This is a genomic window from Streptomyces sp. NRRL F-5126 (genome assembly GCF_000721265.1).
Classification (GTDB): domain Bacteria; phylum Actinomycetota; class Actinomycetes; order Streptomycetales; family Streptomycetaceae; genus Streptomyces.
Map to the genome: position 1 here is coordinate 649,724 of NZ_JOFZ01000006.1, position 13,483 is coordinate 663,206.

General features: G+C 65.9%; 17 protein-coding genes. 11 read left to right on the plus strand and 6 right to left on the minus strand.

What is annotated here, in order from left to right:
• The first annotated feature begins 343 nt into the window (after nucleotides 1-343).
• From IH48_RS0115935 to IH48_RS36270, 6 genes are all read left to right on the plus strand, one after another.
• Nucleotides 344-1,180: a C40 family peptidase gene (locus IH48_RS0115935; RefSeq protein WP_030904070.1), complete on the plus strand. Its 837-nt coding sequence runs from the start codon at nucleotides 344-346 to the stop codon at nucleotides 1,178-1,180.
• Between the two features lie 162 nt (nucleotides 1,181-1,342).
• Nucleotides 1,343-1,675 (plus strand): type VII secretion target, encoded by a 333-nt coding sequence (locus tag IH48_RS0115940; protein ID WP_030904072.1) that lies wholly within the window; start codon nucleotides 1,343-1,345, stop codon nucleotides 1,673-1,675.
• Between the two features lie 52 nt (nucleotides 1,676-1,727).
• Complete coding sequence (locus tag IH48_RS36260; protein ID WP_051839830.1) at nucleotides 1,728-3,167, plus strand: putative T7SS-secreted protein; 1,440 nt, start codon at nucleotides 1,728-1,730, stop codon at nucleotides 3,165-3,167.
• Between the two features lie 20 nt (nucleotides 3,168-3,187).
• Nucleotides 3,188-3,934 (plus strand): hypothetical protein, encoded by a 747-nt coding sequence (locus tag IH48_RS36265; RefSeq protein WP_158710302.1) that lies wholly within the window; start codon nucleotides 3,188-3,190, stop codon nucleotides 3,932-3,934.
• A 104-nt stretch (nucleotides 3,935-4,038) separates the two neighbouring features.
• Complete coding sequence (locus IH48_RS0115950; RefSeq protein WP_158710303.1) at nucleotides 4,039-4,773, plus strand: hypothetical protein; 735 nt, start codon at nucleotides 4,039-4,041, stop codon at nucleotides 4,771-4,773.
• 18 nt (nucleotides 4,774-4,791) lie between these two features.
• Nucleotides 4,792-5,517 (plus strand): hypothetical protein, encoded by a 726-nt coding sequence (locus IH48_RS36270; protein ID WP_158710304.1) that lies wholly within the window; start codon nucleotides 4,792-4,794, stop codon nucleotides 5,515-5,517.
• A gap of 105 nt (nucleotides 5,518-5,622) precedes the next feature.
• On the opposite strand, the gene IH48_RS0115955 is transcribed toward IH48_RS36270, so the two are convergent.
• Nucleotides 5,623-6,657 carry an alcohol dehydrogenase gene (locus IH48_RS0115955; RefSeq protein WP_030904078.1) on the minus strand — a complete coding sequence of 345 codons (1,035 nt, stop codon included), beginning with the start codon at nucleotides 6,655-6,657 and terminating at the stop codon, nucleotides 5,623-5,625.
• A gap of 246 nt (nucleotides 6,658-6,903) precedes the next feature.
• Here IH48_RS0115955 and IH48_RS0115960 point away from each other — a divergent pair, with 246 nt between their 5' ends.
• Both IH48_RS0115960 and IH48_RS0115965 read left to right on the plus strand, forming a co-directional pair.
• Nucleotides 6,904-8,919, plus strand: coding sequence for an alkyl/aryl-sulfatase (locus IH48_RS0115960; RefSeq protein ID WP_078849751.1), 2,016 nt, complete (start codon nucleotides 6,904-6,906; stop codon nucleotides 8,917-8,919).
• Nucleotides 8,920-8,983: 64 nt separating this feature from the next.
• On the plus strand, nucleotides 8,984-9,448 hold the full coding sequence (locus tag IH48_RS0115965) for a pyridoxamine 5'-phosphate oxidase (RefSeq protein WP_030904082.1): 465 nt from the start codon (nucleotides 8,984-8,986) through the stop codon (nucleotides 9,446-9,448).
• Between the two features lie 43 nt (nucleotides 9,449-9,491).
• Here the strand turns inward: IH48_RS0115965 and IH48_RS37045 are convergent, their stop codons facing one another.
• A complete protein-coding gene (locus tag IH48_RS37045; RefSeq protein ID WP_234434259.1) occupies nucleotides 9,492-9,797 on the minus strand; it encodes a Uma2 family endonuclease in 306 nt (101 codons plus the stop codon).
• A gap of 270 nt (nucleotides 9,798-10,067) precedes the next feature.
• Nucleotides 10,068-10,565 (minus strand): ATP-binding protein, encoded by a 498-nt coding sequence (locus IH48_RS36275; protein WP_051839833.1) that lies wholly within the window; start codon nucleotides 10,563-10,565, stop codon nucleotides 10,068-10,070.
• Between the two features lie 229 nt (nucleotides 10,566-10,794).
• Between IH48_RS36275 and IH48_RS0115980 the strand changes: the two genes are divergently transcribed.
• Both IH48_RS0115980 and IH48_RS0115985 read left to right on the plus strand, forming a co-directional pair.
• Nucleotides 10,795-11,625, plus strand: coding sequence for a helix-turn-helix transcriptional regulator (locus tag IH48_RS0115980; RefSeq protein ID WP_324604309.1), 831 nt, complete (start codon nucleotides 10,795-10,797; stop codon nucleotides 11,623-11,625).
• Nucleotides 11,626-11,633: 8 nt separating this feature from the next.
• Entirely contained in the window at nucleotides 11,634-11,837 is a 204-nt protein-coding gene (locus IH48_RS0115985) for a DUF397 domain-containing protein (protein ID WP_030904088.1), read from the plus strand.
• 15 nt (nucleotides 11,838-11,852) lie between these two features.
• Here the strand turns inward: IH48_RS0115985 and IH48_RS35820 are convergent, their stop codons facing one another.
• Nucleotides 11,853-12,416, minus strand: a complete 564-nt coding sequence (locus IH48_RS35820) for a hypothetical protein (protein WP_107059306.1) — start codon at nucleotides 12,414-12,416, stop codon at nucleotides 11,853-11,855.
• Nucleotides 12,417-12,486: 70 nt separating this feature from the next.
• Between IH48_RS35820 and IH48_RS0115990 the strand changes: the two genes are divergently transcribed.
• The gene (locus IH48_RS0115990; protein WP_030904090.1) at nucleotides 12,487-12,717 is read left to right on the plus strand and encodes a Scr1 family TA system antitoxin-like transcriptional regulator; all 231 of its coding nucleotides are present in this window, start codon (nucleotides 12,487-12,489) and stop codon (nucleotides 12,715-12,717) included.
• Here the strand turns inward: IH48_RS0115990 and IH48_RS37495 are convergent.
• Entirely contained in the window at nucleotides 12,689-12,916 is a 228-nt protein-coding gene (locus tag IH48_RS37495) for a hypothetical protein (protein WP_158710306.1), read from the minus strand. The two genes, IH48_RS0115990 and IH48_RS37495, sit on opposite strands and share 29 nt — an antisense overlap.
• Nucleotides 12,917-13,092: 176 nt before the next feature.
• On the minus strand, nucleotides 13,093-13,464 hold the full coding sequence (locus tag IH48_RS36285; RefSeq protein WP_158710307.1) for a hypothetical protein: 372 nt from the start codon (nucleotides 13,462-13,464) through the stop codon (nucleotides 13,093-13,095).
• Between the last annotated feature and the right edge of the window lie 19 nt (nucleotides 13,465-13,483).

Genomic DNA, 13,483 nt, shown 5'->3' on the forward strand with positions numbered 1-13,483 from the left:
CCGCGAGGCCCCCGCGGCGGGACCCGTCCTACCGCCCCGCCCCTCGCACAGCCAGCGGAGCGACAGCCGATCCACAGAACGTGACACGCCTGTGACCTGCGCCACGGACGCTACCGTGCGCGAAAAAGCTGGCTTGGCCATGCGTCCAAGGGATGCTAGGCCGGGGGCAATTCGGACCTTTAGCTGAAACACAGAGATCACGACCATGATCCGCGACGCCCGTTTCGTCCGTTACGGCGTCAATAAAGGGCCCGATGAACCGGATTCGTGGGTTCCGGACGTAACTGTGGCGCAACCCACGCTGCTTGACGGCAACCGTCCGCCCCGGATACCGGTTGTTCCCATGCCCCAAACCGCTCCCATACGAACCCACCGGAAGCCCCGCCGGAACGCACCCAAGACGGTGCTCCGCGCAGGAGTTGCCGGCGGCGTCCTCAGCACCATCGCGGTTGCCGGTGCTGCCGGAACGGCGCACGCCGAGCCCGTGACCGAGACCATCGAGTTGCCCACCCTCTCCGCGAACCTCTCCGCGGCGGTCGCACAGTCCGCCGAGGCCACCCAGCAGGTCGCCCTGGACATGCAGATGCGCGCGCAGCTGCAGAGCCAGGAGGACACGGCCGCCAAGGACGCGGCCAAGGCCGCGAAGAAGGCCAAGTCCAAGGCAGAGGCGGAAGCCAAGGCCAAGGCGGAGGCGAAGAAGAAGGCCGAGGAAGCGGCCCGCGCCAAGGCCGCCGCGGCGGCCCACGCCTCCCGCTCGTCCGCACGCACCGAACTGGCCTCGTACTCCAGCCCGTCGGATTCGTCCTCTTCCTCCTCGACGGCGACCGGATCCGCGGCGTCGATCGTCTCCTTCGTCGAGTCGCACATCGGCGACGCGTACGTGATGGGCTCGACAGGCCCCAACGCCTTCGACTGCTCCGGCCTCGTCCAGGCCGCGTACCGCACGGTGGGCGTCGACCTGCCGCGCGTCTCGCAGTCGCAGTCGACGGCGGGCACGCAGGTCTCCCTCAGCAACGTCCAGCCGGGCGACATCCTCTACTGGGGCAGCGCCGGCAGCGCGTACCACGTGGCGATCTACGTCGGCAACGGCAAGTTCGTCGGCGCGCAGAACCCGAGCAGCGGCGTCGTCGAGCACGACCTCAGCTACGACGAGCCGACGGGCGCGGTGCGCGTCCTCTGACGCTCGGTCGCCCTTCTACACACCAAAGGTCCGCGTCCCCTCCCGGGGGACGCGGACCTTCGCGTTTTCCGAGCAGCCACCAGTAATGTCACTATGAGTGACTGATAGAATCCGCCACGTCATAGCACTGGAGTCCGACCACTCCGGGAGGGGGGACGGAACATGGTTGACCGCCTCAAGGTAGAGGCCGAGTCCCTGGGCCGCCTGTTGAAGCAGCTGCACGACAGCCAGGACGACCTGCGCAAGGCGCTCTCCGCGATGGAGGACATCGGCCCGAAGAGCACGGGCAGCGTCGAACTGGACCACGCGTGCGACGAATTCCACGACAGCTGGGACGACGTGATCGGCAAGATCGCCGACGGAACCGGGGCGATCGAGGACAAACTGCGCGCCACGAAGAACGACTTCGAGGCGACGGAGGAGGCGATCCGGGCGGCGTTCGCAGCGGAGGCGCATCGCCCCGAGCCCCGTCCCACCCCAGGCCCCCACGGCTGAGCGACTTCCGAGCGACGCGCAGCGGGCCCATACACACGAAGGGAGACGCACGATGAGCGCCGACGAATACCCCACGCTCGGCTTCGACCCGGCGCCGGGCAAGCCCAGCTCGGTGAACGACCTGGCAACGAAGCTGTCGACGGCCGTCGGTGGCCTGGAGAAAGCGAGTTCGACGCTGACGGGGATCGCGAAAGGGGGAGAAGAGAAAAGCGTGTGGGAGGGCGAGGCGGCCACGGCGTTCTCCAAGCGGGTCGGCGAACTCCCGCACTATCTGAAGGACAGCCACGACGCCTTGAAGTCGGCGGCCACGCAACTCACCACCTGGCACACCAAGCTCGTCGGGTATCAGGCCACGGCCCGGAAGTACGAGGCGGAGGCGAAGACGGCCAAGAGCCACGAGGCCACCGCCCAGAAGGCGCACGACCACAAGGCATCGGCCTACAACGAGGCCGGGGCTGACCCGGTCTTCGGCCTGACCGGCCGCGTGTACGGCACCCAGGCAGAGGCACAGGCGGCGCAGGCCAAAATCGACGCGGCCAGCGCCCGCGTGAAACGTGCCGGCCACGCCCTGGACACTGCGACAAAGCAACTGAACGCGGCTCGCGACGAGCTCGACGCGATCGTGCAGAAGGCGAAGGATCTCCTTGACCACCACCAGGCCGAGGCTCGCTCGATCGCGGCGAAACTACGCAAGGCGGACGCCAAAGCGCCGAACCCGAGCTTCTGGGAAGGCCTCGGAGACAGCTTCAAGAAGCTGGGCCACGACATCAAGGACTGGTGCACTACGCACGCGGACCTGCTCAAGACGGTCGGCGACTGGATGAGCACGGCCTCAGCGGTTCTGGGCGTAGCCGCCCTGGCCACCATGTGGTGCCCGCCGCTGGCGGGCGGCCTCGCACTTGCCGGTGGAATCGCCGCGGGCGGCGCCCTGGCCGCACACGGGGCCGCGAAGCTGGGCGGCGCGAATGTGGGCGTTATGACGCTGGCAGGAGACACCATCGGAGCCATTCCGGGTGGCATGTTCGCTAAGGACCTTGTTCTTGGCGTTAAAGTCCCCCTCAAGCTTGCCGGAAAAGGCAAAAATATGCTCAAGGGTGAAGCTGTCGTTCGGAAGATCCAGGCATCGAGCAAGCTTTTCAAACCCACTCCGGCCAGCCCCTTCGTGCTCTCCAAGGTCATGGGCGCCACAGACGCAAGGGCATTTTCACGAGCGGGTTTAAAGTTCGGCGACAAGGTCAACCTGGCTTGGCAAAATAAAGTAGCTTCCTATTCTGAGGGCGGTATTGTTGCCGACGGCGTGAGCTACACTTTCGCACATACCCCACTAAAAAACCTGCCTAGCGTCGCAGCAGTGATTCGACCGGACAAGACTCTCGATCCCATGTCATGGTGGTCACGAGGGACACAGATAGGCCAAAAAGTCTGGGGGCTTCGAGGAAGATTCGAAGAAGATTTTGGCTCTGGCGCACCAGCTGCAAGTTCTTTGGGGTGATGACAATCAAAAAGCGACAAATGTTCGCAAGCTACCACGTTCCCCTGAAGGAAAGGAGTAGCTACCCACCTGGCGCCTATTACGCAATCATGCCGCGTCCTCTTTTTCAGGATACCAAACCGATCGCCATCGTCATTCAAGAGCTCGAAGTCGAAGAGGTCTCAGGTGCTGAGCCACCATTCAACTCCCTGCAGAGGAGCAGCACGGAAACCACGTCAAGCGACCAGTACCACGAGGAGTTGATGGCTGACACTCACGATTTTCGCCAGCGACACTCTCGCGTCAGGAAGCCGTTCACCATCATTTCCCCAGCTCTCGAAAAATTGTGCCGAGTGGAGCTGGAGGAGAATGCGGGGGAACACTATGTCTATGCGCCAGACGGCATTCTGCTTGCGAAGATTCACAGGACGCCTGGCCGTTTCTTCCCCATGCCCCGGCGTGCAAGGTGGCATACGGAAGTAACCCGCGGAAACGAAGCACCATTGCATTATTCTGCACCAAAGGGAACCATCACTGCATGGACGTGGTTCGTGCTCTTCTCTCCACTGTGGGCCGCGCTCCTAATCTTCGGCTTGCTCGCTAAGTTCCTCGCAGGGATGGATGCCGCGTTTGTTTGGGAAATGCCAGCACGTACAAAATGGCGCGCAGGATTCGCCAAGTGGCGAATGGATTTTCGCAGCATAAGCGATACTTACTACCTCAACACGGAAGATTTGGATTACCGTGTTGCGTACGCTCAAGCCATCATTCACAGCTGGTCGAACTGAAAAATCGTCGCCAATCCAGCCGTCGCGGAATGTGTGGACACCCGGGCCTGGGCAGCCTGTAACCCCCTCAAAGACCGCGAGGATCTACCGCTTGGACTCAAGTGATGAGCGTTCCACCCAGTCTGGCTGACATCGCAGGACCTAAGACATCTGTCGATGGCAACATCTCCTTCCGCATTCCCGAAGGCATGCACTCCCTCGGCCTCGACCTGTCCCCCGAGGACCGCGCCGAGCACATCCAAGACATGGCCGACGAGGTGTGGGCCGCCGGCACGGACTACCAGCGGGAGACGACCGCGCAGATCTACGGCGAGGTCGCCGACAGCGCTGCCGAGGACGGCGCCCTCTACGCCGGGGTCATCTTCCTGGCGCTCGACAACGGCCAACCCGCGGGCGCCTCCCTCGTAGTGCGTGCCGAGGAAACGGACAGAACGGACGCCAACGTCGTGACCCTCAGCATCGTCGAGGGACTGTCGACGCAGCCCGGAAAGGAGGCGTACCGCGCGACCGCGGCTGGGCGGCCCGTCGCCGTGGTCTTCTCGATCGTGGGCGCGGCCCTGGATGACGACATCGAAGGCAGGGGTCCCCTCGACGCCGACGCTGATCCTGATTTCCCAGTCGCCGCCGCCGAGGCATACGTTCCACTCCCCCAGCTCTCCCGGCTTCTCATCCTGGGCATCAGTACCCCCACGCTGGAGATCTTCCCCGATATGGTCGCCCTGCTTTCCGGTATCACCGAGACCGTCGAAGTCGACACGACTAGTGCGGACGCAGCGAGCGGAGCCGACCGAGAAGCACCTGTTGTTGCTCCACGCCCATCCCGCATCAGCGAATTGTGAACCGAACCAGGGTGTGAAGTGAAAAAAGAATCCTTTTATGTGCCCAATGTGGCCGACAAGGACCTCGCCGCGCTGCCGCCAGGAACGCGTTCCTGGATTAGGACACAGGAAGAGAGGGTCGGCTTTGTGGTTCAGGAGATCGAGCAATATCAGGATGATCACCCTCCCAAGCCGAGAAAAAGCCGGAAACCACGCAGCGCCGCAGAAATAGAAAAAGAAGAGACAGAAAGACACGCCAAGCTGGAGATGCTTCACTGGCGCAAGGTCAGAGAGGAACGCCCTTTTTCCATACACTTGGAGGCGCCTGGTAACGCTCTGTTGTGCCGTGTGGAGCCCGCTGATGGTTCCCACCAGATCCATGCCGCCGACGGGACCTTGCTGGCGCGCACAACGCGGCACAAGGGCCGCATCGTCCCGTGGCCCAGACGTGCCCGATGGGAACTTGCACTTCCCAGCCAGGACCTCCCCTACGAGGCAACCGAAGGATCTGTCATAGGATGGATTCTCTACTCGATTTGGTTCCCTTTGGTCGTTGCCTTGTTTCTGGCGATGATGTTCTTTCTCGATGGCAATGCAATTTTCCTCGGCTCGGGAGATCCCACACGTACGAAATGGCGCACTGCCACCTCGCGATGCGGGCTGAAATACCGAAAAAACGTGTATCACACTGACCCGGAAGAACTTGACCATCGAATTGCATACGCTCAAGCCGTTATCCACAGGTGGCGAACGAATGTCGTCTGAGATCAATCAGAGCAGGGCGACCTGCGTGAGGTTGTCCATACCTGGCAGGCCCAGCACATCCGAGTAGCGTCCACGCGGTGGCCGGTGGCAGGGCCGCCGGCGGGCTCAGTCCGGCCGCAGGACCATGCGGTAGCGCGCGCCGCCCGACATCATCTTTCGGTAGGCCGCGTCGGCCTCGTCCAGCGGTACGACCTCGACCGTCGGCCGGATGCCGTGCAGCGCGCTGAAGTCCATCGTCTCCTGGACATCCTGCGCGCTGCCCGAAGGGTGGCCTCGCACCACGCGGCCCTTCAGCAGCAGCTGCAGCGGGCTGATCCCCATGGGCTCGGGCACCGCGCCGATGACGACCAGCTCACCTCGCGGGGTCAGGCCCTCGACCGTCTCGGAGATCGCCGCGGCGTTGCCCGCCGTGGCCAGCACCGTCTTCGCGCCGCCCAGCGCCTGCAAGGCCTCGGCCACCGGCGTGCCGCCCGTACTGTCGATGTAGCGGTGAGCGCCGAGCTCCTCGGCGAAGGCGGCCTTCTCCTGGCCCCGGGCGATGGCCACCGTCTCGAAGCCCATCGCGACCGCGTACATCACGCCCAGGTGCCCGAGCCCGCCGATACCGAGGACGGCAACGACGTCACCCGGCTTCGCCGGACTGCGCCGCAGGCCCTGGAAGACGGTCACGCCCGCGCAGGCCATCGGACCGGCGTCCGTGGCGGACAGCGCGTCGGGGATCCTGGCGAGCGCGTCGACGGGGGCGATCAGCGCCTCGGCGTAGCCGCCGTCGTACGCCCAGCCCGGGACCTTCAGGTTGTCGCAGACCACGAAGTCACCCTGGCGGCACGGCCTGCAGTGGTGGCAGCTGCCGCCGAACCATCCGACCGTCACCCGGTCGCCGACCTGCCAGCCGAGTTCCCGCGCGCCCTCCCCCAGCTCGTCGATGCGCCCGGCGACCTCGTGCCCAGGGACCACAGGGAACTGAACGCCGGGGTACGCGCCTTCCACGAATCCCGCGTCGCTGTGGCACACACCGCACGCCTCGACGGCGATCCGTACGTGGTCCCGGCCCGGCCTGCGAACCTCCCGCTCGACGATCTCGAACGACCCGCCGGCGGCGGGCACCTGGGCCACGCGGTATGTGTTCGTCGGACTCATCTCGACCTCGCCCGGAGCGGTTCGTGGATGACAACGATCACTCCATGGAAACACCGCTTGGGCCCGGCCGCGCGTCGGCGGCCGGGAGCGTGCCTCCACCAGCGGCGCCGTCCCTCGGACGGTCCACAGAGGTGGCCGGCTCCCCGCCCTGGCGGCAGCGTGGCAGTGCCACGAGCAGTGGCCGCGAGTCCCGCGGCGAGGCACCGCGGGCGCGCCGGAGGAGCCGTACCGCGAGGGAGACCCAGCATGGCCGAGGCCACCGAGCCCGCAACGTCCACCGGATCGGCCGGGCACAGTGCATCGGCCGGGACCTCCGGATCGACAGGACCCACCGGATCGGCCGGAGCCCCCGGGTCGGCCGCGCCCGCCCGGCCCAAGCCGGCCGAGCCCTCCGTCGCCTCCGGCAACGCCGCCGTGCGCGAGCGCTTCCCCTTCGACGACTCCCAGGACTTCGACGACGCCAAGCGCGGCTTCATCGGCACGGTCGACGAGACCGGGACCGAGGTGCGCGACGGCGACGGCCGCAGCGTGTGGAATGTCGAGGCGTACGGCTTCCTCGACGGCGAGTGCCCCGACACCGCCAACCCCAGCCTGTGGCGGCAGAGCAGGCTGGTCGCCCAGCACGGCCTGTACGAGGTGACCGAGGGCATCTACCAGGTGCGCGGCTTCGACCTGTCGAACATGACCCTGGTGGAGGGCGACCGCGGCGTGCTCGTCATCGACCCCTTGATCTCCACCGCCACCGCCGCCGCAGCGCTCGCGCTGTACCGGCACCACCGCGGCGAGCGGCCCGTCACCGGCGTCGTCTACACCCACAGCCACGTCGACCACTTCGGCGGCGTCCGCGGAGTGGTCAGCCAGGAGGACGTCGACAGCGGGGTGCCGGTGTTCGCCCCCGAGGGCTTCCTCGACCACGCCGTCAGCGAGAACGTCTACGCCGGGACGGCCATGAACCGCCGCGCCGCCTACATGTACGGCGCGGTGCTGCCCAAGAACGAGCGCGGCGGGATCGGGGCGGGCCTCGGCCAGACCACGTCCACCGGGACTGTCGGGCTGATCCCGCCCACCGTGGACGTCACCGCCACGGGCCAGAGCGAGACCGTCGACGGCATCCGGATGGTCTTCCAGCTCACCCCCGGCACCGAGGCCCCCGCTGAGCTCAACATCCACTTTCCCGGCCGTGCCGCGCTGTGCATGGCGGAGAACGCCACGCACAACCTGCACAACCTGCTGACGCTGCGCGGCGCGCAGGTACGCAACCCGCACGTGTGGGCGCACTACCTCACCGAGGCCATCGCGCTGTTCGCGGGCTCCGTCGACGTCGCGTTCGCCTCGCACCACTGGCCGGTCTGGGGCGGCGAGCGCGTCCTGACGTTCCTGTCCGAGCAGCGTGACGTGTACGCCTACCTGCACGACCAGACGCTGCGCATGCTCAACCAGGGCCTCACCCCGCTGGAGATCGCCGAGACGATCGAGATGCCGCCCGCCCTGGAGCGCGCCTGGCACACCCACGGCTACTACGGCTCGGTCAGCCACAACGTCAAGGCCGTCTACCAGCACTACCTGGGCTGGTTCGACGGCAACCCCGCCCACCTGTGGGAGCACCCGCCGACCGAGGCCGCCAAGCGGTACGTGGACTTCATGGGCGGCGCGGAGAACGTGCTGCGGCGCGCCCGCGAGTCGTTCGCGGCCGGTGACTTCCGCTGGGTGGCGCAGGTCGTCAACCACGTCGTCTTCGCGGCGCCCGAGAACGCCGAGGCGCGCGCCCTGCAGGCCGACGCCATCGAACAGCTCGGCTACGGCAGCGAGAACGGCACCTGGCGCAACTTCTACCTGACCGGCGCGCTCGAACTGCGCGAGGGGCCGGTCGGCACCCCCACCTCCACGGTGGCCCCCGACATGCTGGCGGCGCTCACCCTTGACCAGCTGTTCGACTCGCTCGCCATCCGGGTCGACGGGCCGCGGAGTTGGCACGCCGACATCACCGTCCGCTTCCACGTTCGCGGCGCGGACCCGGTCAACCTGCGCCTGCGCAACGGCGTTATGGTCCACACCACCGGCGCGACACCCGAGGCGGCCGAGCCCGACGCCGAGGTCACCCTGGCCGAGGCCGACCTGCGCGCCCTCCTCCTCGGCACCGCCGACCTCGACGGCCTCGCCTCCCAGGGCCGCGCCGACGTCACCGGCGATGCGCGCGCGTTCACGGACCTCCTCGGCCACCTCGGCAACCCGGACCCCGACTTCGCGGTCGTCACGCCCTGACCCCCGGTCGGCCGGCCGGGTCATACGATCAGAGGCCGACGCCCCGGGAGGCCAGGAGGCCCGTATGTCCGCACCCGCCGCCGTTCGCACGGCGCAGCAGCGCAAGAAGGACACGCTGTACCGCCTCGAACACGACGTCGACGCCTGGGTGTCGACGGCCGACCTGGAGACCGGCGCGCCCTACATGGTGCCGCTGTCGTTCCTGTGGACCGGCTCGTCGCTCCTGCTCGCGACCGCCCCGTCCACCCCCACCGGCCGCAACCTGTCGCTGAGCGGCACGGTCCGCATGGGCATCGGCGAGACGCGCGACGTGATCCTCGTCGACGGCACGGCCCAGCCCGTACGCCCGGCGGAGCTGTCCGCCCAGGAGGGCGACGCGTTCGCGGCGAAGACCGGATTCGACCCGCGCGAGTCGGCGGCGTCGTACCTGTACTTCCGCGTGAGCCCGCGCCGACTCCAGGCGTGGCGCGAGGTGAACGAGTTCGCGGGCCGCGACCTGATCGTCGACGGCCGCTGGACGGTGGACTGACGGCGGCGCGCCGCCCAGCGGGGCGCGCCGGGCAGCGGGCCCACTACTGCCGGGCCAGACCGGCCGGGTCGATGTCCACGGGGAACGGGGTGTCCAGGCGGGTCGTCGCGCCGGAGAGCGCGGTGGTCCGCTCCACGTACCGGCCGCCACGCAGTTCGTAGACGACGAGCATGGGGGCCGGGTCGAACTCCAGCCGCCAGAAGTGCGGGATGGCGGCCTCGGCGTACAGCATGGGCTTGAGCTTGCGGTCCATGGTGCTGTTGCCGGGCGAGACGAGTTCGACGACGAGCCGCACGTCCTCGGCGTCGACGCTTACGCTGTCCTCGGCGGCCGCGTCGGCGTCGGCCACGACGAGGTCGGGTACCGCCGGCCCGGACGGCAGGGTGACGCTGATGGCCCCAGCACCTCGACCGGCGCTCTGGCGGCCTGAGCCGCCGCGTGCAGCACCGTCGCAAGCCGGAACGCGGCCCGCTGGTGGCGGACGCCGGGGGCGGGAGACCTTACGAGGGACTCCCCCAGCAACTCGTGACGGTGGGTGCGGTCTTCGGGCAGGGCCAGGACGTCGGCGACGGCCCAGGGGCCGTGGTGGTCGGTGGACACGCTCAGAAACTCCGTTCGCTCAATTCCACGTGCAGGCAACGCCCGTGCCGCCATCAGCCACGAACGTGCACCAGACATGCTTGCGGCCGACGGTATGCGCGCCGTGGATCGTCATGCCCCACGCGTGGGCCAGGCTGCCCACCAGCCGCATGCCGCGCCCGCCCTCACCGGGACCGTCCATGTCCGGGCCCACACCCACACCCGCGCCAGCCTCGCAGCGGTCCTGTCCCCCAGGCACGGGCAGAGTCCACGGCTGGTCGTCGGCGACGTAGAGGGTCGTGGTCCCCGGCGCCATGACGATGTCGAGCCCGATCGTGGGCGTGTCCGTGTGCCGGTAGGCGTTGGTGACGAGTTCGGTCACGCACAGCCGTGCGTCGTCGGCGAACGCGGCGCGCCCGCGCTCGCGCAGCAGCAGGCCCACGAAGTCGCGCGCCAGTTTGGGGGCGCTGAACGAAGGCGCCAGCACGAGCCGGTAGCACTCGCCGCCCTCGCTCGGCCCCTCGGATGCATCGGCCATATCGGCCTCCCCTTGAGGTACGCACCCGCCGACCGTGGCTTCGGCCGCACGGAGGTACGGCTGCACTTCGGTTCCTGTGAGCGAGTGCTGCGCTACTGACAGTAGGGGCATAATTGCTACGAGGCAAACTGGCCACCTCACCTGCGGACGGTTGGACCAGAAGGAGGCCCACGGGCCAAACTGAAAGCAAACAGGGGAAGGTGACATGCCGCCAAGGAACAACCCGACAGTGCGCCAGGCCCGGCTGGGCCGGGAGTTGAGACGGCTACGGGAACGAGCCGGCAAGGCTTCGCGCGAGGCGGCGGCCATGCTCTCGACCGACCAAGCGAAGATCAGCCACATCGAATCGGGCCGCAATGGCATCAGCGAGGACCGCATCAGGCGGCTGGCGACCTTCTACTCCTGCGACAGCACCGAACTCATCGATGCGCTTTGCGTGATCTCAGGCGAACGCAGCGGGCAGTTCTGGTGGGACGAATACCGAGGCGTCCTCCCAGCCGGCTTCCTGGACATCGCCGCGCTTGAGCACCATGCCACGTCTCTCCAGTACTGGCAGCCCGTCACCATTCCGGGACTCTTCCAGACGGAGGAGCAGGCCCGCGCGCTGTTCGACACCGTGCTACCGAAGCTGCCCACCACCGAGGTTGACGCACGCGTTGAGCACCGCATGCGACGTAAAGGGATCTTCGAGCGGGACACACCAACCGACCTCGAGGCCATCGTCCATGAAGCTGCTCTGCGGATGCGCATCGGAGGACGCAAGGTCGCGCGAGGCCAGCTCGAGTACCTGCTGGAGGCGTCCGAGTGGCCCGGCGTGATGCTTCGCGTCATCCCCTTCTCCCACGAGAGCTATATCGACGTCATGCAGACGGTGCTGTACGCCTGCGGCCCTGTCCCTCAGCTCGACACAGTGCACATCGACAACGCCGCACGTGAGTCGTACCGTGACAGCCCGGCCGAACTGGCCAAGTACCGGACACACTTCAACCTGGCCGAGCAGGCGTCGATGGAGCCGGATGAGTCACGAGAGTTCATCCGGCACATTGCGCGAGAGCTGTAGGAGCAACGATGAACGCAGAGCCCACCTGGCAGAAGTCGTCCTTCTCGGGAGGCGGTGACAGCTCGCAGTGCGTCGAGATCGCCAAACAGCACGGCAAGATTCTCATCCGCGAGAGCGACGACCCGGCCGGTGTCACCACAACGACCCCGGCCAACTTGGCTGTGTTCATAGCGGGCGTCAAGGCGGGCGAGTTCGACCACTTCACCGGCTGAGGTCTGCTGGAGTTGTCAACTGTTGCCATGGGTACCGCCAGAGGTGCCCGGAAGGATCGCACGCCGCTCTTCGCTCCACCCCTGCGGTGGCACAAGCGAGGGATGCACCTGAGACACCTCGACACGAGAGTCCATTTTCTCGTCCGCCTCTACGTAACGAACCTCGAACCTCCGCTGCGGGTATGCGATCCCCAGCCTGGCGCCCCACGCCGAAACCAGCACCAGCGCTAGTTCGCGATCAGCACTTTCAACCAGATCCGCAGAGCCCCTATTCTGCCGAAAGATATGAGCGACTTCGAAGGTGTTGAAGCTGTCGACGACTTCTTCCCATGCCATAGGCGCCCAGCTATTGCTTGCCGCAGGCGTTCGAAGGCGATCATCAATATATTCGCGATCATCACCCCAGAGGGCCACAAATACTGCACCCTCAATTTCTACGAGTTTCGGCCAGAAGAGCCGAGAATAGACCAGGGCTTGCACCGAATCCCCCAGTTCGCTTACGTACGAGACGGGGTCGGCAGAACCCACGTCTGGGTAAGCCCTCTGCAGAATCTCCCCTACTTTGGCCTTCTCGCACATCGCCTTGCCCCTACTCTCAGCACGGAACCAGCTACAGCACCTCATCAACGCATCCGAACGCCCGGGCGTGATGGTGCGAGTCGTCCCGTTCACCAACGAGGTGACACAAACCGTCCTGTACGCACACGGCGTTGTGCCCGAGCTCGACACCGTCCGGATCGACTCCCCCTCCGGAGGCCTCTACCTGGACTCGTCGGCCGACCTGACCCGATACCGCATGCTGCTGAACCTCGCCGAGCAGGCCTCCATGGAGCCCGCCGAGTCACGCAGCTTCATCCAGCACATCGCACACGAACTGTGAGGAAAGACGACATGAGCGAACGGATCCGCTGGCAGAAATCGTCCTTCTCGGGGGCGGCGGCGAGCGGTGCGTCGAGATCGCCGAACAGGACGGCAAGATCCTCATCTGAGAGAGCGACGACCCGGTCGGCATCACCACCACGACCCCCGCCAACCTGGCCGCGTTCATAGCAGGCGTCAAAGCGGGCGAGTTCGATCATTTCACCAACCACAATATGCCCGAATGACCTCGCGGTCAGTCATTGCCACAAAGCCCAGCAAACCGCTTTTCGCGAAATTAAAATCTCGATCGTCACCGTCCACTGAGGAACCCTCCGATGGCAGAACTCTGTTAACCATAGATACCTCGACACGGGACGACGTTTGCCTACTAATTTTAAAATGAGCCGCCAGAAAGGATATTTTTTTCATTGTGGAAAGCGGCCACAGCCCCCACCTCACCTTCGACCAACCTTTCATAGAAGGATGGATCATTAGCCCACTCCTTGAAGGTGATCAGTGAAGCTCCGATGCGATCCGGCGATGCGTCATTAGAGATGTAGTTCACGACCCAATGGGCTGGAATTGATCCGTCTGATACCTGAAACAAAGGACTCGGATACCAAACCGGGTATGGGAGATCATGCTCGTCGAGCAGGAAGTACCAGAAGGCGTCTTTGACCACTGTAATCGCATAGACGACATATTCCTTCCCCACGCCAAGCGGAAAGGAAGAATCCCTATTCAGCCCCCACTTGGCATCAAGCATAGACAGAGGAAGTCGTTCT

What these genes read in the sequence shown, in the direction of transcription:
- IH48_RS0115935 (WP_030904070.1), top strand. Translation starts at nt 344, where the DNA reads ATGCCCCAAACCGCTCCCATACGAACCCACCGGAAGCCCCGCCGGAAC.
- IH48_RS0115940 (WP_030904072.1), top strand. Translation starts at nt 1,343, where the DNA reads ATGGTTGACCGCCTCAAGGTAGAGGCCGAGTCCCTGGGCCGCCTGTTG.
- IH48_RS36260 (WP_051839830.1), top strand. Translation starts at nt 1,728, where the DNA reads ATGAGCGCCGACGAATACCCCACGCTCGGCTTCGACCCGGCGCCGGGC.
- IH48_RS36265 (WP_158710302.1), top strand. Translation starts at nt 3,188, where the DNA reads ATGTTCGCAAGCTACCACGTTCCCCTGAAGGAAAGGAGTAGCTACCCA.
- IH48_RS0115950 (WP_158710303.1), top strand. Translation starts at nt 4,039, where the DNA reads ATGAGCGTTCCACCCAGTCTGGCTGACATCGCAGGACCTAAGACATCT.
- IH48_RS0115955 (WP_030904078.1), bottom strand. Translation starts at nt 6,657, where the DNA reads ATGAGTCCGACGAACACATACCGCGTGGCCCAGGTGCCCGCCGCCGGC.
- IH48_RS0115960 (WP_078849751.1), top strand. Translation starts at nt 6,904, where the DNA reads ATGGCCGAGGCCACCGAGCCCGCAACGTCCACCGGATCGGCCGGGCAC.
- IH48_RS0115965 (WP_030904082.1), top strand. Translation starts at nt 8,984, where the DNA reads ATGTCCGCACCCGCCGCCGTTCGCACGGCGCAGCAGCGCAAGAAGGAC.
- IH48_RS36275 (WP_051839833.1), bottom strand. Translation starts at nt 10,565, where the DNA reads ATGGCCGATGCATCCGAGGGGCCGAGCGAGGGCGGCGAGTGCTACCGG.
- IH48_RS0115985 (WP_030904088.1), top strand. Translation starts at nt 11,634, where the DNA reads ATGAACGCAGAGCCCACCTGGCAGAAGTCGTCCTTCTCGGGAGGCGGT.
- IH48_RS35820 (WP_107059306.1), bottom strand. Translation starts at nt 12,416, where the DNA reads ATGTGCGAGAAGGCCAAAGTAGGGGAGATTCTGCAGAGGGCTTACCCA.
- IH48_RS0115990 (WP_030904090.1), top strand. Translation starts at nt 12,487, where the DNA reads ATGGTGCGAGTCGTCCCGTTCACCAACGAGGTGACACAAACCGTCCTG.
- IH48_RS37495 (WP_158710306.1), bottom strand. Translation starts at nt 12,916, where the DNA reads ATGATCGAACTCGCCCGCTTTGACGCCTGCTATGAACGCGGCCAGGTT.
- IH48_RS36285 (WP_158710307.1), bottom strand. Translation starts at nt 13,464, where the DNA reads ATGCTTGATGCCAAGTGGGGGCTGAATAGGGATTCTTCCTTTCCGCTT.